The sequence below is a fragment of the Streptomyces sp. NPDC102490 genome (genome assembly GCF_044765285.1).
Taxonomy (GTDB): domain Bacteria; phylum Actinomycetota; class Actinomycetes; order Streptomycetales; family Streptomycetaceae; genus Streptomyces.
This window is the reverse complement of sequence record NZ_JBIWJU010000017.1, coordinates 86,713-109,408: the sequence shown is the minus strand read 5'-3', so window position 1 is coordinate 109,408 and position 22,696 is coordinate 86,713. Positions and strand designations below refer to the sequence as shown.

Sequence of the window (22,696 nt, the reverse complement as noted above, 5' to 3'; positions counted from 1 at the left end):
ATGCGCCGAACGCCTCATACAGGCCGCGGCCCATTCCCAGCCGCTGCGCACCCTGCCCCGTGAACACGAACGCAGTCCTGCCAGCCGTACGACGCCCGGACACCGGGCCACGACCCGCCGCCAGCGCCGCCAGGCCCTTCACCAGCTCATCCCGGTCCCGGCCGACGATCACCGCCCGGTGGTCGTGGAGCGCCCGGCTGGCGGCCAGGGAGAAGCCGACATCCACGGGCGACAGCCCATCCTGCTCCTGGACATGCGCGAGCAGCCGTTCCGCCTGCACCGTCAGTGCGTCCGCCGTCTTCGCCGACACCACCCACGGCACCGCACCACTGAACTGCCCCTCCGAGACAGGAGCGGCAGTGTCCACCCCCGCGAGGGACGGATCGTGCTCGACGATCACATGGACATTCGTGCCGCTGATGCCGAAGGAGGAGACACCCGCCCGGCGCGGACGCTCCAGCTCCGGCCACGCACGCGCCTGCGTCAACAGCTCCACCTCGCCGGCGGACCAGTCCACCTGCGGCGACGGCTCATCCACATGCAGCGTCTTGGGCAGCACCCCGTGCCGCATCGCCTCGACAACCTTGATGATCCCCGCCACACCCGCAGCCGCCTGCGTATGACCGATGTTCGACTTCAGCGAACCCAGCCACAACGGACGACCCTCCACCCGATCCTGCCCATACGTCGCCAGCAGAGCCTGCGCCTCGATCGGATCACCCAGCGTCGTCCCCGTACCATGCGCCTCCACCAGGTCCACATCCGCAGCCGACAACCCCGCCGACGCCAACGCCTGCCGAATCACCCGCCGCTGCGACGGACCATTGGGAGCGAAGAAGCCGTTGCTGGCCCCGTCCTGGTTGACGGCGGAGCCCCTGATGACGGCCAGCACCGGGTGCCCCAGCCGCTGTGCGTCCGACAACCGCTCCACCAGCAGCATCCCGACGCCCTCACCCCAGCCGGTGCCGTCGGCACCCGCCGCGAAGGACTTGGAACGGCCGTTGGGCGCCAGGCCGAGCTGACGGCTGAACTCCACCAGCATCTCGGGGGTGGCCATCACGGCGACGCCGCCGGCCAGGGCCATCGAGCACTCACCGGAGCGCAGCGCCTGCATCGCCCAGTGCAGGGCGACCAGCGAGGACGAGCAGGCCGTGTCGACCGTGACCGCCGGGCCCTCCAGGCCGAGGGTGTAGGCGATGCGGCCGGAGACGAGGCTGCCGCCGCTGGTGCTGCCGCCGCCGTGGCCCATGCCGTAGTCGTGGTACATGAGGCCGGCGAAGACACCTACGGAACTGCCCCGCAGCGAGTCGGGGTCCAGGCCGGCCCGCTCCAGGGTCTCCCAGGAGGTCTCCAGCAGCAGCCGCTGCTGTGGGTCCATGGCGAGGGCCTCGCTGGGCGAGATCCCGAAGAAGGCGGCGTCGAAGTCGGCGGCGTCGTGCAGGAAACCGCCCTGGTTGACGTAGGACTTGCCGGGCTTGCCGGGCTCGGGGTCGTAGACGTCGGGGTCCCAGCCCCGGTCGGTGGGGAAGCCGTCGATGGCGTCCACCCCGTCGGCGACCAGCTTCCACAGGTCCTCGGGCGAGGTGACACCGCCCGGATAACGGCAGGCCATCGAGACGATGGCGATGGGCTCGTCGTCACGGACCGCGGTGACCGGGACGACCGGTCCTGCCGTGGCGTGGTCGACGCCCGCGAAGGACTCATCGATGTGCTGGGCCACGGCCTGTGCGGTCGGGTAGTCGAACAGCAGGGTCGCGGGCAGGCGCAGGCCCGTCTCGGCGTTGAGTACGTTGCGCAGCTCGACGGCCGCGAGGGAGTCGAAACCCAGTTCGTTGAAGGCACGGTCCGGCTCGATGGCGTCGGCGGAGGAGTGGCCGAGGAGGCTCGCGACGTGGCCGCGTACGAGGTCCAGCAGCAGCCCGATGCGCTTCTCGGCACTCTGTCCGGCCAGCCGGCGGGCCAGCTCCGAGGCACCGGCCGGACCTGAGGCGGCCGTACGGCGTGCCGCGGTGCGCACGAGGCCGCGCAGGAGGGGGGCGATCTCGCCGCCGCGTGCCCGCAGGGTCGCGGTGTCCACGCGGAGCGGGACGAGAACGGCGGGTACGTCGGCGGTCTCGTGCAACGCGGTGTCGACCGCGGACAGCCCCTCTTCCACGGTCAGCGGCGGGTAGCCCTGGCGCTTCATGCGGACGAGGTCGGCTTCGCCGAGATAGGCGCCCAGACCTGCGTCGACGCCCCACAGTCCATAGGCGAGTGACGTCGCGGGCAGACCGGCGGCGCGCCGGTGTACGGCGAGCGCGTCGAGGAACACGTTGGCGGTGGCGTAGGCGGCCTGACCTGCGGCGAAGAGGGTTCCTCCGGCGGAGGAGAACAGCACGAACGCGGCCAGGTCGAGTCCGGCGGTCAGCTCGTGCAGGTGCCATGCGGCATCCGCCTTGGGGGCGAATACGGTCTCGAAGTCGTCCTGGGTGAGCCCCGTGACCACGCCGTTGCGGGCCACGCCGGCGGCGTGGATGACGGCGGTGAGGGGGTGCTCGGGGTCGATGCCCGCCAGCAGGGCGGCGAGCGCCTCCCGGTCGGCGACGTCACAGGCCGCCAGCTCCACCTCGGCACCGAGACCGGCCAGCTCCGCCCGCAACTCCGACGCACCCGGGGCATCCGCACCCCGCCGGCTCGTCAGCAGCAGATGCCGCACCCCGTACTCGACCACCAGATGCCGCGCCACCAACGCACCCAGACCACCCGTACCGCCCGTCACCAGCACCGTCCCGCCCTCGGCGAGCGCGACGGACCCCTCCTCCGGGGCGGGTACGGCGGCGCGGGCGAGGCGCGGGACCCGGATGTCACCGGCGCGCAGGGCGATTTCCGGTTCGCCGGTCTCGAGGGCGGCGGCCAGCGCGTTCTCGGACTCCGTGGTGCCGTCGGTGTCGACGAGGACGAACCGGCCGGGGTTCTCCGCCTGCGCGGCACGCACCAGTCCCCACACCGGGGCGAGCGTGGCTTCGACACGCTCGCCGGGTACGGCCGCGACCGCACGCTCGGTGACCAGCGTCAGCCTCCGGTCGGCATACCGCTCGTCGGCGAGCCACGCCTGAACGACGGCCAGGGTGTCACCGGCCGCGGCGCGCACGGCTGCGGGGACCTCCTCCCCCGCCGGGGAGGCGAGCCGCCGCACGACCTCGCCCGGGGGCAGTTCCCCGGCGCCGTCGAATCCGTCGGGGCCGAGTTCCGTGACGGGGGCGGGTGACGCGGCGGACCCGGCGGCCGGCAGCAGCGTCCAGTCGATCCGGAACATGTGCTGCTGTCCGGCGGTGTTGCGGGCCAGCTCGAGCTGTTCGGTGGAGACGGGGCGGGACACGAGGGAGCCGACGGAGACGACCGGGCGGCCCTCGGTGTCGGCGGCGGCCAGGGTCACGGCGTCGGAACCGGCGGAGGCCATGCGCATGCGCAGTGCGGTGGCACCGGTGGCGTGCAGGGCGACGCCGTTCCAGGAGAAGGGCAGCAGCGTCTCGTCACCGCTCGCCTCCTCCTCCAGCAGCGCGGCGTGCATCGCGGAGTCCAGCAGCGCGGGGTGCAGCCCGAACCGGGCCGCGTCGTCGTGGGCCTGCTCGGGCAGCCGCACCTCGGCGAAGAGTTCGTCACCGCGCTGCCAGGCGGCCTTCAGCCCCTGGAACACCGGTCCGTAGCCGTAACCGCGCTCGCGCAGCCGCTCGTACGCGTCCTCGGTGTCGACCGCGGTTGCGCCCGCGGGCGGCCACTGGGTGAAGTCGAAGTCCACCGACGCGGTCTCGTTCCCGATGACGCCCTCGGCGTGCAGCGTCCACGGTCCCTCGTCGCCCTCGGCGCGCGAGTGGATGCTCAGCGGGCGGCGTCCCGTGGCGTCGGGGCCGCCGACGGTGACGCGCAGCAGGGCGCCCGTCTCGGCGGTGAGGATCAGCGGGGATTGGAGCGTCAGCTCCTCCAGGACGTCGCAGCCCGTGTGGTCGCCCGCGTGGAGGGCGAGTTCGACGAAGGCCGTGCCGGGGAGCAGAGCGGAGCCCAGGACGTGGTGGTCGCCGATCCAGCCGTGGGTGTCGAGACCCAGCCGCGCGGTGAAGACCAGGCCGTCGGACTCCGGGAGGGTGACGACCGTGCCGAGCAACGGGTGCTCGACGGCGGAGAGTCCGAGGGCGGCGGGATTGCCTCCGAGTTCGCTGCCGAGCCAGGAGTAGTCGGCGAGGTACTCAAGGGTGTCGAGCCAGTAGTGCTGGCGTTGGAAGGGGTAGGTGGGCAGGTCGACGCGGCGGGCGCCGGTGCCCTTGAAGAACGCCGCCCAGTCGACGGAGACGCCGGTGGTGTGCAGCCGGCCGAGGGCGGTGAGGAGGGTCTCGGCTTCGTCGCGGTCCCGGCGGGTCGCCGCGACTGCCACCACTGCCCCGTCGGTGTCGGTGACGGACTGCTGGACCATCGCGGACAGCACGCCGTCCGGACCCAACTCGAAGAACCGGGATACCCCGGCAGCTTCCAGCGTCCCCACCGCGTCGGCGAAACGGACCGCCTCGCGGACCTGCCCGACCCAGTACTGCGCGCTGTCCCAGCCGACAGCCGGCTCACCCGTGACCGTGGACACCACCGGGATGACGGGCTCGCTGAACGACAGGCTCTCCGCGACGGCCCGGAAGTCGTCCAGCATCGGTTCCATCAGCGGGGAGTGGAACGCGTGCGACACCTTCAACCGGCTCGTCTTACGGCCTTCAGCGGTGAAGTGCTCCACCAGCGCGGACACCGCACGCTCGGCGCCCGAGACGACGACGGAGGTCGGGCCGTTGACGGCCGCCACCGACACGTCGTCCGTCAGCAGCGGCAGGACTTCCGCCTCCGTGGCCTGCACGGCTGCCATCGCACCGCCCGAGGGCAGGGCCTGCATCAACCGGCCCCGCGCCACCACCAAACGCGCCGCATCCCCCAGCGAGAACACACCCGCCACATGAGCGGCCGCCAACTCCCCGATCGAGTGCCCGGCCAGGTAGTCGGGGCGCACCCCCCAGGACTCCACCAGCCGGAACAACGCCACCTCAACCGCGAACAACGCGGGCTGAGCAAACTCCGTACGGTTCAGGGTCTCGGGGTCGTCGCCCCACATCACGTCACGCAGCGACGGCCCCTCACGGTGCTCGTCCACCGCGGCCAGTACGGTGTCGAACGCCTCCGCGAAGGCACCGAACGCCTCATACAGGCCCCGGCCCATTCCTAGCCGCTGCGCACCTTGCCCCGTGAACACGAACGCGGTTTTGCCAGCCGTACGGCGCCCGGACACCGGGCCACGGCCCGCGGCGAGAGCCGCCAGGCCCTGCACGAGTTCGTCCCGGTCCCGGCCGACGATCACAGCCCGGTGGTCGTGGAGAGTCCGGCTGGCGGCCAGGGAAAAGCCGACATCCACGGGCGAGAGGCTGTCCTGCTGTTCCTGGACATGTGCGAGCAGTTGTTCCGCCTGCACCGTCAGTGCGTCCGCCGTCTTCGCCGACACCACCCACGGCACCACACCAGGCTCCGGCGCAGCGGGTTCCGGCTCTGCCTCCGTTGGTGCCACGTGTTCGATGATCACGTGGGCGTTGGTGCCGCTGATGCCGAAGGAGGAGACACCCGCCCGGCGCGGACGCTCCAGCTCCGGCCACGCACGCGCCTGCGTCAACAGCTCCACCTCGCCGGCGGACCAGTCCACCTGCGGTGACGGCTCATCCACATGCAGCGTCTTGGGCAGCACCCCGTGCCGCATCGCCTCGACAACCTTGATGATCCCCGCCACACCCGCAGCCGCCTGGGTATGACCGATGTTCGACTTCAGCGAACCCAGCCACAACGGACGACCCTCCACCCGATCCTGCCCATACGTGGCCAGCAGAGCCTGCGCCTCGATCGGATCACCCAGCGTCGTCCCCGTGCCATGGGCTTCCACCAGGTCCACATCCGCGGCCGACAACCCCGCCGACGCCAACGCCTGCCGAATCACCCGCCGCTGCGAGGGACCATTGGGAGCCGTCAGCCCATTGGACGCACCATCCTGATTGACCGCAGAACCCCGCACCACGGCCAGGACGGGGTGTCCCAGCCGCCGGGCGTCCGACAGCCGCTCCACGAGCAGCATCCCGACACCCTCGCCCCACACCGTGCCGTCCGCACCCGCCGCGAAGGACTTGGCACGAGCATCCCGGGACAACCCCCGCTGACGACTGAACTCGATGAACGTCTCGGGCGTGGCCATCACGGCGACACCGCCGACGAGGGCGAGGGTGCACTCCTCGTTGCGCAGCGACTGCACCGCGGAGTGGAGGGCGACCAGGGAGGACGAGCAGGCCGTGTCGACCGTGACCGACGGGCCCTCCAGGCCGAAGACGTAGGAGACCCGGCCCGAGGCGATCGATCCGGTGGCGGCGTTGGCCGGGTAGTCGTGGTACATCATCCCGGCGAAGACGCCGGTGGAACTGCCCCGCAGGGACCCCGGGTCGATGCCCGCGCGCTCGAAGACCTCCCACGCCGTCTCCAGCAGCAACCGCTGCTGCGGGTCCATCAGTAGGGCTTCGTTCGGGCTGATCCCGAAGAACCCGGGGTCGAACCCGGCCGCATCGTGCAGGAAGCCACCCTCACGGATGTAGGTGGTGCTCTCGCGCTCGCCGGTCGGGTCGTAGAGGGCGTCGGTGTCCCAGCCACGGTCGGACGGGAACTCGGAGATGCCGTCGACTCCGTCCGCGACCATCCGCCACAGGTCCTCCGGCGAGGTCACCCCGCCCGGATAACGGCAGGCCATCGAGACGATCGCGATGGGCTCACGGGAGGCGGAGGTGAGCTTCCGGTTCTGGGCCCGAAGCCGCTCGGTCTCCTTCAGTGACGACCGCAGGGCCTCGACAAGCTTCTGGTCGGAGCTGGCCATCTACAGTTCTCCCGTTCCCCGTGATGTGGCGTCGTCGAACTCCTGACCTTCAAGCGCCATGCTGATGAGCGCCTCGGCGTCCAGTTCGTCGATGGACGGCTGCCCGTCCGGGTCATCCTCGGACGGATGGCTGGAGCCACGGTCGAGAACGCCTCCCAGCTCCAGCAGAGCGTCCATGAGTCCGGCGTCGCGCAGACGGCTGAGCGGGATGGTTTGCAGGACGTTGCGGATCTGCTGGTCCTGGTCGGTTTCGTCGCCGGCCGGAGCGAATTCCCTGCCGATGTGCTCGGCGAGCACGTCCGCGCTCGGGTAGTCGAAGACCAGCGTGGGCGGCAGCCTCAGTCCCGTGGCCGCGTTCACCGCGTTGCGGAACTCGACGGCGCTGAGCGAGTCGAAACCCAATTCCTTGAAAGCCCGGTCCGGTTCGATCGCGGACGTGTCGGCGTGTCCGAGGACGTCCGCCGCGTGGGTGCGGACCAGGTCGAGCAGGATCGCGTACCGCTCCTCCTCCCGGGCGTCCGCCAGCCGCTTGCGCAGGGCGGCGGTGGCAGCGGCGGAGCCACCACCCTGTGCGGCACGCCGCGCGGACCGCCGGACGAGGGCCCGGAGCATGGCGGGCGTCTCGGTGTCCGGGGACGGTGACAGGTCCAGCCGCACAGGGACGAGTACGGCTGCGTCCACGGTGCCGGAGGCGTCGAACAGGGCCAGTCCCTGCTCGTTGGTGAGTGCCTCGACCCCGGTGCGGTTGATCCGCTGCGCGGCCGAGTCGCCGAGCTCACCGGCCATGCCCGCCTCGTCCTCCCACAGTCCCCAGGCCAGGGACTGGGCAGGCAGACCTGCCGCGTGCCGCTGGGCGGCGAAGGCGTCCAGGAAGGCGTTGGCGGCCGCGTAGTTGCCCTGTCCCGGGGTGCCGAAGGTGCCGGCGGCCGAGGAGAACAGGACGAACGAGGTGAGGTCGGTTCCCCTTTCGAGGATGAGGTCGCGCAGGTGGAGAACGGCGTCGACCTTGGGCCGCAGTACCGCTTCGACCCGCTCCGGCGTCAGCGCCGTGATGACGCCGTCGTCGAGCATGCCCGCGAGGTGCACCACCCCGGTGAGCGGGTGCTCGGCGGGCACACTGCTGAAGACCTTGGCCAGCGCGTCCCGGTCGGTGACGTCACATGCCACCACGTCGATGTGGGCACCCTGGGCGGTGAGTTCGGCGACCAGCTCGGTCGCGCCGGGTGCCTCGATGCCACGCCGGCTGGTGAGCAGCAGGCTCCGCACGCCGTACTCGGTGACGAGGTGCCGGGCCACCAGACTGCCCAGGGTGCCGGTGGCACCGGTCAGCAGTACGGTGCCGCCCGCGTCGAAACGGGCCCGCGGGGCGGCGGCCTCCTCGGTGCGGGGCACCCTCAGCAGACGGGCGGCGAAGACCCTCCCGTCCCGGACCGCGAGCTGCGGCTCCTCGGTGGCGACGAGCGCGGGTACGTCGGTGAGTTCGGACCCGGGCAGGTCGGCGAGGAGGAAGCGCCCGGGGTTCTCCGACTGGGCGGCGCGCACCAGCCCCCACACGGCCGCACCGGCGAGGTCGGTCACGGCGGACCCCTCGACCGCGACCGAGCCGTCGGTGGCGACGAGCAGCCTGGCGTCCTCGTACCTCTCGTCGGCGAGCCAGGTCTGCAGCACGCCGAGGGTCCGCCGCACCGCCGCGTGCACGGCGTCGGCGTCGTCGCCCGGCGGGCAGCGCAGCACGACGATCTCGGGTACGGGCCGGTCGTCGAGGAGCGAGTCCCACTCGGCCCAGTGCAGGGGCGCGGGGACCTGGGGAGGCGTCAGCGGAACCCAGCCGGGCTGGAACAGGTCGTCGTGATGGGCCTTGGCGCCGGCCGCGGACAGCTGCGCGGCGGAGACCTCGCGCAGGACCAGGGTGGCCACGGACGCGACCGGGCTGCCCGCCGCGTCGGCGACCGCCAGGGCGACACCGTCCGAACCGGCCGGGGTGATCCGTACGCGGAGTGTGCCCGCACCCGCCGCGTGCAGTGCGACCCCGTCCCAGGAGAAGGGCAGCCGGGCCGCCGGATGCTCCACCTCGTCGGCGTCGCGCAGGCCGACGGCGTGCAGGCAGGCGTCCAGCAGCGCCGGGTGCAGACCGAACCGGTCCGCGTCGACGAGGTGCTCCTCCGGTACCTCGATCTCGGCGTACACGGCCTCACCCGACCTCCAGGCGGCCCGCAGGCCCTGGAAGACCGGGCCGTACTCAAGGCCGGAGGCGGCCAGCGAGTCGTAGAGGTCGTCGACCTGGACGGGCTCGGAACCGGCCGGCGGCCAGCTGCCCAGCTCGAAGTCCGCGACGGACGGCGTCTCGGTGAGCAGGCCGGTGGCGTGCCGGGTCCACGGTGTGTCGGCCTCGGCATGCTGCGGCCGGGACCACACGCCGAAGGAACGGGCGCCCGAGTCGTCGGGGCCTCCTACGGTCACCTGGAGGGACACGGCGCCCCGCTCGGGCAGCACCAGGGGCGCCGCGATGGTGAGCTCCTGAACCGTGGGGCAGCCCGCTTCGTCCCCGGCGCGGATCGCCAACTCGATGAACCCCGTGCCGGGGAAGAGGACGGTACCGCCGACAGCGTGGTCGGCCAGCCACGGGTGGGTCGCCACCGACAGGCTCCCCGTGAGGACGAACGAGTCTCCCTCGGGAGCAGTGAGTACGGCGTTGAGCAGCGGGTGCTCGGCACTCTCCAGCCCTGCCGCACCGAGGTCGCTGTCCCCTCGCCCGGCCTCGACCCAGTAGTGCTGGCGCTGGAAGGGATAGGTGGGCAGGTCGACGCGGTGCGCGCCGGTGCCCTCGAAGAACGTCGTCCAGTCGACGGAGACGCCGGTGGTGTGCAGCCGGCCCAGGGCGGTGAGCAGGGTCTCGGCTTCGTCGCGGTCTCGGCGGGTCGCCGGGACTGCCACCACTGCCCCGTCAGCGTCGGGGTCGGTGACGGATTGCTGAACCATCGCGGACAGCACGCCGTCCGGACCCAGCTCCAGGAACCGGGATACCCCGGCGGTTTCCAGTGTGTGCACCGCGTCGGCGAAACGGACCGCCTCGCGGACCTGGCCGACCCAGTACTGGGCACTGTCCCAGCCCACAGCCGGTTCACCCGTGACCGTGGACACCACCGGGATGACCGGCTCGGTGAACGACAGGCTCTCCGCGACGGCCCGGAAGTCGTCCAGCATCGGCTCCATCAGCGGGGAGTGGAACGCGTGCGACACCTTCAACCGGCTCGTCTTACGGCCTTCAGCGGCGAAGTGCTCCACCAACGCGGACACCGACTGCTCGGCGCCCGAGACGACGACGGAGGTCGGGCCGTTGACGGCCGCGACGGACACGTCGTCCGTCAGCAGGGGCAGGACCTCCGCCTCGGTGGCCTGCACGGCCGCCATCGCACCGCCCGAGGGCAGGGCCTGCATCAACCGGCCCCGCGCCACCACCAAACGCGCCGCATCCCCCAGCGAGAACACACCCGCCACATGAGCGGCCGCCAACTCCCCGATCGAATGCCCCGCCAGGTAGTCGGGCCGCACACCCCACGACTCCACCAACCGGAACAACGCCACCTCAACCGCGAACAACGCCGGCTGAGCACACTCCGTACGGTTCAGAATCTCCGCATCGTCACCCCACATCACCTCACGCAGCGACGGCCCCTCACGGTGCTCGTCCACCGCGGCCACCACCGCGTCGAACGCCTCCGCGAACACCCCGAACGCCTCATACAACCCCCGGCCCATCCCCAGCCGCTGCGCACCCTGCCCCGTGAACACGAACGCCGTACGCCCGGCAGAACGACGCCCGGACACCGGGCCCCGACCCGCCGCCAGAGCCGCCAGGCCCTTCACCAGCTCGTCCCGGTCCCGGCCCACGATCACCGCCCGGTGGTCGTGGAGCGCCCGGCCTGCGGCCAGGGAGAAGCCCACGTCTACCGGAGACAGACCGTCCTGCTCCTGGACATGTGCCAGCAGCCGCTCCGCCTGTACCACCAGTGCGTCGGCGGACTTCGCCGACACCACCCACGGCACCACACCAGGCTCCGGCGCAGCGGTCTCCGGCTCTGCCTCCGTTGGTGCCACGTGTTCGATGATCACGTGGGCGTTGGTGCCGCTGATGCCGAAGGAGGAGACACCCGCCCGGCGCGGGCGTTCCAGCTCCGGCCAGGCACGCGCCTGGGTCAACAGCTCGACCTCGCCGGCGGACCAGTCCACCTGCGGCGACGGCTCATCCACATGCAGCGTCTTGGGCAGCACCCCGTGCCGCATCGCCTCGACAACCTTGATGATCCCCGCCACACCCGCAGCCGCCTGCGTATGACCGATGTTCGACTTCAGCGAACCCAGCCACAACGGACGACCCTCCACCCGATCCTGCCCATACGTCGCCAGCAGAGCCTGCGCCTCGATCGGATCACCCAGCGTCGTCCCCGTACCATGCGCCTCCACCAGGTCCACATCCGCAGCCGACAACCCCGCCGACGCCAACGCCTGCCGAATCACCCGCCGCTGCGACGGACCATTGGGAGCCGTCAGCCCATTGGACGCACCATCCTGATTGACCGCAGAACCCCGCACCACCGCCAACACCGGGTGCCCCAGCCGCCGGGCGTCCGACAACCGCTCCACGAGCAGCATCCCGACACCCTCACCCCACACCGTGCCATCCGCACCCGCCGCGAAGGACTTCGCACGAGCATCCCGGGACAACCCCCGCTGACGACTGAACTCCACGAAGACGTCCGGGGCGGACATCACCGCGACACCGCCGGCCAGGGCCATCGAGCACTCACCGGAGCGCAGTGCCTGGATCGCCCAGTGCAAGGCGACCAGGGAGGACGAGCACGCTGTGTCGACGGTGACCGACGGGCCCTCCAGGCCGAAGACGTAGGAGAGCCGGCCCGAGGCGATCGACCCGGTGTTGTTGTTGTCGGCGTAGTCGTGGTACATCATCCCGGCGAAGACGCCGGTCGAACTGCCCCGCAGCGTCCCCGGATCGATGCCCGCGCGCTCGAAGACCTCCCACGCCGTCTCCAGCAGCAACCGCTGCTGCGGATCCATATACAGGGCCTCATTCGGGCTGATCCCGAAGAACCCCGGATCGAACCCGGCCGCCTCATGCAGGAAGCCACCCTCACGGATATAGGTGGTGCTCTCGCGCTCGCCGGTCGGGTCGAACAGGGAGTCGGTGTCCCAGCCACGGTCGACCGGGAACCCGCTCACCCCGTCGACTCCGTCCGCGACCATCCGCCACAGGTCCTCCGGCGAGGTAACTCCGCCCGGATAACGGCACGCCATCGACACGATCGCGATCGGATCGTCGTCCACGGCCAAACGGTCCGCGACGACCCCGGCACCTTCCACCGCACCGGTCAGCTCAGCCACCAGGAACCCGGCCACCGCCTGCGAAGTGGGATGGTCGAACACCAACGTCGCCGGAAGACTCAGCCCACAGACCTCACCCAACCGGTTACGCAGCTCCACAGCGGCCAGCGAATCAAAACCCAGCTCGTTGAAGGCCCGGTCCGGCTCCACCGCGTCCGACGACGCATGACCGAGAACCTCCGCCACCTGACCACGCACCACCTCCAACACCACCCGCAACCGCTCCTCGGCCGAAAGCGCCGCCACACGCGCCCCGAACCCGGCCTCACCACCCGCATTACGAGCCACCCGCCGCGCCGGCACCCGCACCAGATCGCGCAGCATCGGGAGAACCCCGGAACCGGCCGCCGCCTGCGTGCGGAGCGCGGCAAGGTCGAGTCGCAGCAGCACCGCCTGCGCGGTGTCGGAACCGAGCGCCTGGTCGAACAGCCCGAGGCCGGCCTCGGTCGGCAGCGGCGGGAAACCCTGGCGTGCCAACCGCCGTGCGGTGACCTCGTCGAGGTCTCCACCCATCCCGGTGTCCCACAGGCCCCACGCCATGGACACCGCCGGCAGCCCCAGCCCACGACGATGAACCGCCAACGCATCCAAAAACACATTCGCAGCCGCGTAATTCGCCTGCCCCGCACCACCCAACGTCCCCGCCACCGACGAAAACAACACAAACGCCGAAAGCCCCAAACCACACGTCAACTCATGCAAATACCACGCCGCATCCGCCTTCGGCCCCAACACCCCCGCAAACCGCTCCACCGACAACGCACCCACCACACCGTCATCCAGCACACCCGCCGAATGCACCACACCCGTCAACGGATGCTCCACCGGCACCGACCCCACCAACGCCGCCACCGCACCCCGATCCGACACATCACACGCCACCACCGCCACCTCAGCACCCAGACCGGCCAGCTCAGCCTTCAGCTCCACCGCGCCCGGAGCATCCAACCCACGCCGACTCGTCAGCAGCAGATGACGCACCCCGTACTCCACCACCAGATGCCGCGCCACCAACGCACCCAGACCACCCGTACCACCCGTCACCAACACCGTCCCGCCCTCAGCAAACGCGACAGACCCCTCCCCCAGAACGGGCACGGCGGCGCGGACGAGACGCGGCACCCACACCGCACCCGAACGCACCACCACCTCCCCCTCACCACCAGCAAGCACCCCACCCAGCACACCCACCGACCCCGCCGAACCATCCACATCCACCAGCACAAAACGATCCGGATGCTCACTCTGCGCCGCCCGCACCAACCCCCACACCGCACCCGCAACCACGGAGCCCGGGTCGGCGGACGCGTCCGGACCTGCGGCACCACGGGTCACCACAGCGAGCCGGGTACGGGTGAACCGGTCGTCGCTCAGCAGGGTCTGGACGACTTCCAGGACCTCGCTCGTGACCCGGCGGACCTCGGCCGGTACGCCATCGCTGGCATCGGCGGCGGCCACGGGCAGGACCAGCGTCGCGGGCACGTCGGCCCCCGCCTCGACGGCGGCGAGCAGCGTGGGGAGGTCGACATGGCGTACGACCTCCAGGCCCAGGTCGGGCAGCTGCGAGCCGACAACGGCCCATTCCGGCCCGAACGGCAGCGCGTCCGCCGTCGGTCCGGGCACCCACCGCACCGCGTACGGCAGGTCCGCGGGCCCGCTCCCGGACGCCGAAGCCAGTTGTTCGGCCGATATTTCGCGGGCCACGAGGGAGCCGACGCTCAGCACGGTGTTTCCGGCGTTGTCGGCGACGGTCACTTCACGGCTGTCGGGGCCGGTCGGAACCACACGGACGCGCAGCGCCGTGGCTCCGGTGGCCTGGAGGGAGACGGAGTTCCACGCGAAGGGCACGAGGGTGCCCCCTTCCGTGTCCTCGTCGCCGGAGTCCTGGCCGATCAGGCTGACGTGCAGGGCGGAGTCGAGCAGCGCCGGGTGGATTCCCACGCGCTCGGTGTCCTCGTGGGCGTCCTCGGGCAACTCGACCTCGGCGAACAGCTCCTCACCGCGCCGCCAAGCCGCCTTGAGCCCCTGGAACAGCGGTCCGTAGTGCAGGCCACGGCTCAGCAGCCGTTCGTAGACCCCTTCGACGGGGACCGACTCGGCGGTGGCCGGGGGCCACTCCGTGAGGTCCCGTGCGGGTACGGGCACCTCGGCGGTCAGGAGCCCTTCCGCATGCAGGTTCCACGGTGCGTCGTCGGCGTCCTTGACGCGCGAGTGGATGCGTACGGAACGGCCGCCGTCCGCCCGGATCGCTCCGACGGCCACCCGAAGCACCACAGTGCCCTGTTCCGGGAGGACCAGCGGGGCTTGCAGAGCCAGCTCGGCGAGGCTGTCGAGACCGACGTGATCACCGGCCCGCAGCGCGAGTTCCACGAACGCCGTGCCCGGCAGCAGGACACTGCCGAAGGCCCGGTGGTCGCCGATCCACGGGTGGGTGGCGAGGGACAGTTGCCCGGTGAGAAGGGGTCCCTCGGCGTCGGGGGACTCGACGACCGCGCCCAGCAGGAGGTGGCCGATGCCCTCCACGCCTGCGGCGCCTCCGCCGCCGACCCCCGCACCGGCCCAGGGGCTGGCCCAGTACTGCAAGGTGTCGACCCAGTACCGCTGGCGTTGGAAGGGGTAGGTGGGCAGGTCGACGCGGCGGGCGCCGGTGCCCTTGAAGAAGGCCGCCCAGTCGACGGAGACGCCGGTGGTGTGCAGTCGGCCGAGGGCGGTGAGGAGGGTCTCAGCCTCGTCGCGGTCCCGGCGGGTCGCCGCGACCACCACCACACCCGAGTCAGCGTCGGTGACGGACTGCTGGACCATCGCGGACAGCACACCGTCCGGACCCAGCTCCAGGAACCGCGAAACCCCCGCGGCCTCCAGCGTCCCCACCGCGTCCGCGAAACGCACCGCCTCACGGACCTGACCGACCCAGGACTGGGCACTGTCCCAGCCCACAGCCGGCTCGCCCGTGACCGTGGACACCACCGGAATCACCGGCTCGGTGAACGACAGGCTCTCCGCAACCGCCCGGAAGTCGTCCAGCATCGGCTCCATCAGCGGCGAGTGGAACGCGTGCGACACCTTCAGCCGGTTCGTCTTACGGCCGAGAGTGGTGAAGTGCTCCACCAGCGCGGACACCGACTGCTCGGCGCCCGAGACGACTACCGACGTCGGGCCGTTGACGGCCGCGACGGACACGTCGTCCGTCAGCAGGGGCAGGACTTCCGCCTCCGTGGCCTGCACGGCCGCCATCGCACCACCCGACGGCAGGGCCTGCATCAGCCGGCCCCGCGCCACCACCAAACGCGCCGCATCCCCCAGCGAGAGCACGCCCGCCACATGGGCAGCGGCCAGCTCTCCGATCGAGTGCCCCGCCAGGTAGTCGGGCCGAATCCCCCAGGACTCCACCAGCCGGAACAACGCCACCTCGACCGCGAACAACGCCGGCTGGGCGTACTCGGTGCGGTTCAGGACCTCGGGGTCCTCGCCCCACATCACCTCACGCAGCGACACTCCTTCGAGGTGCTCGTCCACTGCGGCCACCACCGCGTCGAACGCCGTAGCGAATGCTCCGAACGCCTCATACAGCCCGCGGCCCATCTCCAGCCGCTGCGCACCCTGACCGGTGAACACGAACGCAGTCCTGCCAGCCGTACGGCGCCCGGACGCCAGGCCACGACCTGCCGCCAGGGCCGCCAGGCCCTGCACGAGTTCGTCCCCGCCCCGGCCCACGATCACGGCCCGGTGGTCGTGGAGCGCCCGGCCCGCGGCCAGGGAGAAGCCCACATCCACCGGAGACAGACCGTCCTGCTCCTGGACATGCGCCAGCAGCCGCTCCGCCTGCACCGTCAGCGCGTCCGCCGTCTTCGCCGACACCACCCACGGCACCGGGCCACCGAACTGCCCCTCCGAGACAGGAGCGGCAGTCTCCACCCCCGCGAGGGACGGATCATGCTCCACGATCACATGCACATTCGTGCCGCTGATGCCGAAGGAGGAGACACCCGCCCGGCGCGGGCGTTCCAGCTCCGGCCACGCACGCGCCTGCGTCAACAGCTCGACTTCGCCGGCGGACCAGTCCACCTGCGGTGACGGCTCATCCACATGCAGCGTCTTGGGCAGCACCCCGTGCCGCATCGCCTCGACGACCTTGATGATCCCCGCCACACCCGCAGCCGCCTGGGTGTGACCGATGTTCGACTTCAGCGAACCCAGCCACAACGGACGGCCCTCCACCCGGTCCTGCCCATAGGTCGCCAGCAGAGCCTGCGCCTCGATCGGGTCACCCAGCGTCGTCCCCGTACCGTGCGCCTCCACCAGGTCCACATCCGCGGCCGACAACCCCGCCGACGCCAACGCCTGCCGGATCACCCGCCGCTGCGAAGGACCATTAGGAGCCGTCAGCCCATTGGACGCACCATCCTGATTGACCGCAGAACCCCGCACCACCGCCAGCACGGGGTGCCCCAGCCGCCGGGCGTCCGACAGCCGCTCCACGAGCAGCATCCCGACACCCTCGCCCCACACCGTGCCGTCCGCACCCGCCGCGAAGGACTTGGCACGAGCATCCCGGGACAACCCCCGCTGACGACTGAACTCGACGAATGCCTCGGGGGTGGCCATCACGGCGACACCGCCGGCCAGAGCCATCGAGCACTCACCGGAGCGCAGTGCCTGCATCGCCCAGTGCAACGCGACCAGCGAGGAGGAGCAGGCCGTGTCGACCGTGACCGACGGGCCCTCCAGACCGAAGACGTAGGAGAGGCGACCCGAGGCGATGGCGCCCGTACCGCTGCTCGCGGCGTAGTCGTGGTACATCATTCCGGCGAAGACGCCGGTGGAACTGCCCCGCAGCGTCCCCGGGTCGATGCCCGCGCGCTCGAAGACTTCCCAGGCCGTCTCCAGCAGCAGCCGCTGCTGCGGGTCCATGTACAGGGCCTCATTCGGACTGATCCCGAAGAACCCGGGGTCGAACCCGGCCGCCTCGTGCAGGAAACCGCCCTCACGGATGTAACTGGTGTCGGCACGCTCACCGGTCGGGTCGAACAGGGCGTCGGTGTCCCAGCCTCGGTCGACTGGGAACTCCGAGATGCCGTCGACCCCGTCCGCGACCATCCGCCACAGGTCCTCCGGCGAGGCGACCCCGCCCGGATAACGGCACGCCATCGACACGATCGCGATCGGGTCGTCGTCCAGAGGGGCGGCCGGCCGGGGGCCGCTCGCGGTGGTCGCGTCGTCGAGACCGCCGGACAGTTCTTCCAGCAGGTGCCGGGCCAGGGCGGTCGGTGTCGGGTGGTCGAAGACCAGGGTGGCGGGGAGCCGCAGCCCGGTGTCGCTGTTCAGGCCGTTGCGCAGTTCGACGGCGGCCAGGGAGTCGAAGCCGAGGTCGCGGAAGGCGCGCTCGGCCTCGATGGCCTGGCCGGAGGCGAAGCCCAGGACCAGAGCGGCCCGGTTGAGCACCAGGTCGAGCAGGGTGGCTTCCCAGTCGGACGCGGCCAGGCCGGCCAGCTGGCGCCGGAGCGCCCCCGAGCCGTCCGATGCCTCCCCGGTGCTGCGCCGCCGGGCGGTGGGTGCGAGAGAGCGCAGGAGGGCCGGGAGGCCGTCGCCGCCGTTGCGTATCGCCGCGAGATCGAACGTGGCGGGTACGACACAGGCTTCGCCGGTGGCGACGGCCGCGTCGAACAGCTCCAGGCCGTCGGTGGGGGTGAGCGGGAAGATGCCTCCCTGCGACATCCGCTGCTGGTGCGTCGCGTCGAGGGTCTCGGCCATGCCGCCGGTCCAGGGGCCCCACGCGAGGGAGTGCGCCGGCAGTCCGGCGGCGCGGCGGTGTGCGGCCAGCGCGTCCAGGCAGGCGTTCGCCGCCGCGTAGTTGCCCTGGCCGGGGGTGCCGAGGACGCCCGCGCCGGAGGAGAACAGCACGAACGCCGACAGCTCACGCTCCGCGGTCAGTTCGTGCAGGTGCAGGGCCGCGTCCGCCTTCGCGGCGAGGACGGAGTCGAGCCGCTCGGGGGTGAGGGAGCCCAGGGTGCCGTCGTCGAGGACGCCGGCGAGGTGGACCACCGCGGTGGGTTCCGTACGGGTGAGCAGGTCCGCCAGTGCCGACCGGTCGGAGACATCGCAGGCGACGAGGGTCACCTCGGCACCCGCTCCGGTCAGTTCGGCGGTCAGCTCCGCCGCGCCGGGGGCTTCCGGGCCCCGCCGGCTCGTCAGCACCAGACGACGCACCCCGTACCGTGCCACCAAGTGCCGGGCGAGGAGCGAGCCCAGGCTTCCGGTGCCGCCCGTGACCAGCACGGTGCTGTCCGGGCCGAAGGCGGGCACGGCCTCCTGCGTCGCGGCGGGGACACGGCTGAGCCGGGGGGCGTACGGCGTCGACTCGCGCACCGCGATCTGCGGTTCACCGGTGGCCAGGGCGAGGGCGACCTGGGCGTCGGTGTCCGTGCTCCGGTCGCCGTCGCCGTCACCGTCGGCGAGGTCCACCAGGACGACGCGGCCCGGGTTCTCGGACTGGGCGGAACGGGTCAGACCCCAGACGGCGGCACCGGCCAGGTCGGTCACGTCCTGACCGCCCGCGGGGACCGCGCCCCGGGTGACGACGACGAGCCGGCCGTCGTCCTCCTCGTCCGCCAGGTGGGTCTGCAAGAAGGTGAGCGCCTCCGTGGCGGCACGGTGGACGGACCGGGCGTCGGTCCCGGGCTCCGAGTGCAGGACGGCGGTGACGGTGCGCGGCGCCTCGGCGGCGGGCACCGGCGTCCAGTCCAGGCGGTGGAGGGAGTCCTGGCGCGGCGCGCGGGCGTGGGCCACCTGCTCGGCCGAGATGGGCCGGACGGACAGCGCCCCGACGGTGGCCACGAGCCGGCCGGAGCCGTCGGCGACCGCGACCGAGACGGTGTCGTCGCCGGTACGGGTGAGCCGCACGCGCAGGGTGGTGGCACCGGCGGTGTGCAGGACGACCCGGTTCCATGCGAAGGGGATCGCGGCGCCCTCCGTCGACGTTCCGGTGAACACGATGGCGTGCAGGGCCGCGTCGAGAAGGGCGGGGTGCAGTCCCAGCCGCTGGGCGTCGGCATGCACCTGCGGCGGGAGGGCGACCTCGGCGTAGGCGGTGTCACCGGAGCGCCATACGGCCTTCAGTCCCTGGAAGACCGGCCCGTACTCCAGGCCGGCCGCGGCCAGCGTCTCGTAGTGGCGGTCGAGGTCGACCGGCGCGGCGTCCAGCGGCGGCCAGGTCTCGAGGGAGGTGTCGGCGGCGGGGGCCGCGACCGTGCCCGGGAGGAGTACGCCGGTGGCGTGGCGGGTCCAGACGGTGTCGGCCTCGGTGTCCTGGCGACGGGAGTGCACCGTGAAGGGGCGGGCGCCGGTGCCCTCGGCGGGTGCGCCGACAGCGACTTGGAACTGCACGGCGCCGCGTTCGGGGAGGACCAGCGGCGCCTCCAGGGTGAGTTCCTCCACCTCTCCGCAGGCGACCTGGTCTCCGGCGCGGATGGCGAGCTCCACGAAACCGGTGCCGGGGAAGAACACGGTGCCGCCGACGACGTGGTCGGCGAGCCACGGGTGGGAGGCGGCGGACAGGCGGCCGGTGAGCACGACCCCTTCGGAGTCGGCGAGGACGACCGCGGCCCCGATCAGCGGGTGGTCGGCGGAGTCGAGACCGGCGGAGGCGACATCGCCCGCGCCGTTCTCCGGGGTGATCCAGTAGTGCTGGCGTTGGAAGGGGTAGGTGGGCAGGTCGACGCGGCGGGCACCGGTGCCCGCGAAGAACGCCGCCCAGTCGACGGACACACCACTGGTGTACAGCCGGCCCAGAGCGGACAGCAGGGCCTCTGCCTCGTCACGGTCCCGGCGGGTCGCCGCGACCGCCACCACACCCGAGTCAGCATCAGCGACGGACTGCTGGACCATCGCGGACAGCACACCGTCCGGACCCAGCTCCAGGAACCGCGAAACCCCCGCAGCCTCCAGCGTCCCCACCGCGTCCGCGAAACGCACCGCCTCACGGACCTGCCCGACCCAGTACTGCGCACTGTCCCAGCCCACAGCCGGCTCACCGGTCACCGTGGACACCACCGGAACCACCGGCTCACCGAACGACAGGCTCTCCGCGACCGCCCGGAAGTCGTCCAGCATCGGCTCCATCAGCGGCGAGTGGAACGCGTGCGACACCTTCAACCGGCTCGTCTTACGGCCTTCAGCGGCGAAGTGCTCCACCACCGCCGCCACCGACCGCTCGGCACCCGAGACCACGACCGACGTCGGACCGTTGACCGCCGCCACGGACACGTCATCCGCCAGCAGCGGCAGAACCTCCGCCTCGGTGGCCTGCACCGCCGCCATCGCACCACCCGACGGCAGGGCCTGCATCAACCGGCCCCGCGCCACCACCAAACGCGCCGCATCCTCCAGCGAGAACACACCCGCCACATGAGCGGCCGCCAGCTCCCCGATCGAATGCCCGGCCAGGAAGTCCGGCCGCACCCCCCAGGACTCCACCAGCCGGAACAACGCCACCTCGACCGCAAACAACGCTGGCTGGGCGTACTCCGTACGGTTCAGGGTCTCCGCATCGTCACCCCACATCACCTCACGCAGCGACGGCCCCTCACGGTGCTCGTCCACCGCGGCCACCACCGCGTCGAACGCCTCCGCGAACACCCCGAACGCCTCATACAACCCCCGGCCCATCCCCAGCCGCTGCGCACCCTGCCCCGTGAACACGAACGCGGTCGGTCCTTCGACGGCCAGGCCGCTGTGCAGGGCCGGGTGCGGTGCACCGGCCGCCAACGCGGTGAGAGCCTCGCGCGCCTCGTCGGGCTCGTTGGCCAGGACGATCGCGCGGTAGTCCAGCGCCGCACGCCCCGTGGCCAGCGAGTGTGCGAGGTCGAGGGCGGTGGCCTCACCGACGCGGGCGGTGAGGCGCTCGGCCTGGGCGGCGAGCCCTTCCCGGCTGCGGGCGGAGAGCAGCCAGGGCAGCGGGGTGACCGTCGGCCGGCTATCCGGCGCGGGCGTTGAGGCGGCGTCGGCCTCCTCGGTGGGCGCCTGCTCGATGATCAGGTGGGCGTTGGTGCCGCTGACGCCGAACGCGGAGACACCCGCGCGGCGCGGGTGCGTGTTCTGCGGCCAGGCCACCTGCTCGGTGAGCAGGCTGACGTCGCCGGCGTTCCAGTCGACGTGGGTGGACGGCTCGTCGACGTGCAGGGTCTGGGGCAGGACGCCGTGCCGCATGGCCTGCACCATCTTGATGACGCCGCCCACTCCGGCGGCGGCCTGGGCGTGGCCGATGTTCGACTTGAACGACCCGAGCCACAACGGCCGCCCCTGCGGGCGGCCCTGCCCGTAGGTCGCCAGCAGCGCCTGCGCCTCGATCGGGTCGCCCAGCGTGGTCCCCGTGCCGTGTCCCTCGACGGCGTCGACCTCTGCCGCCGGGATGCCGGCGGCGCTGAGGGCCTGGCGGATGACCTTCTGCTGGGCGAGGCCGTTGGGGGCGGTCAGGCCGTTGGAGGCGCCGTCCTGGTTGACGGCGGAGCCGCGGACGACGGCCAGGACCGGGTGGCCGTTGCGGCGGGCGTCGGAGAGCCGTTCCAGGACGAGCATGCCCGCGCCCTCGGCCCAGCCCGTGCCGTCGGCGCTGTCGGAGTAGGCCTTGCAGCGGCCGTCGGCGGCGAGGCCGCGCTGCTTGCTGAACGCGACGAACGGTCCCGGGGTGGACATGACCATGACGCCGCCGGCCAGGGCGAGGCCGCATTCGCGCTTGCGCAGGGCCTGGGCGGCCAGGTGGACCGCGACCAGGGAGGAGGAGCAGGCGGTGTCGATGGTGAGAGCGGGGCCTTCGAGTCCCAGGGCGTAGGAGATGCGACCGGAGATGACGGCGGCGACGGCGGCGGTGCCGAGGTACGCCTCGGCTGCCTCGGGGGCGGTGTTCAGCAGGTCGCCGTAGTCCTGGAAGCCGGAACCGACGAACACGCCGACCCGTCCTCCGCGCAGGCTGTCCGGGGCGATTCCGGCGCGCTCCACCGCCTCCCAGGAGACCTCCAGCATCAGCCGCTGCTGGGGGTCCATGGCGAGGGCCTCGCGCGGGGAGATGCCGAAGAATCCGGCGTCGAACGCGCCGGCGTCGTCGAGGAATCCGCCCTCGGCGACGTAGCTGCTGCCGGACCCGTCGCCGCCGAGAAGCTTGTCGAGGTCCCACCCGCGGTCGGTGGGGAAGGCCGACACCGCGTCGCCGCCCGACTCGACGAGCCGCCACAGTTCCTCGGGGGAGGCGACCCCGCCCGGGTAGCGGCAGGCCATCGCGACGATCGCGATCGGATCGTGGTCGGCGGACTCGACCTCCTGCAACCGGCGGCGGGTCTGCGCCAGGTCGGCCGTCACGCGCTTCAGGTACTCGAGGAGCTTGCCGTCGTCAGCCAT

At 71.8% G+C, this 22,696-nt stretch carries 2 protein-coding genes (1 of these 2 cut by a window edge); both read right to left on the bottom strand.

Going from position 1 to position 22,696, the window contains the following annotated elements:
* Positions 1-6,907, bottom strand: the start of a protein-coding gene (locus ACIRGB_RS33125) for an SDR family NAD(P)-dependent oxidoreductase (protein ID WP_403872708.1). 9,641 nt of this gene lie to the left of the window's left edge; the window shows 6,907 of its 16,548 coding nt (coding positions 1-6,907); its start codon is at positions 6,905-6,907; its stop codon lies off the left edge, out of view.
* The gene (locus ACIRGB_RS33120) at positions 6,908-22,696 is read right to left on the bottom strand and encodes an SDR family NAD(P)-dependent oxidoreductase (RefSeq protein WP_403872706.1); all 15,789 of its coding nucleotides are present in this window, start codon (positions 22,694-22,696) and stop codon (positions 6,908-6,910) included. It lies immediately after the preceding gene.

Bases quoted from the DNA above. Each gene is read 5' to 3' on its own strand.
- ACIRGB_RS33120 (WP_403872706.1), bottom strand. From the start codon at position 22,696: ATGGCTGACGACGGCAAGCTCCTCGAGTACCTGAAGCGCGTGACGGCC.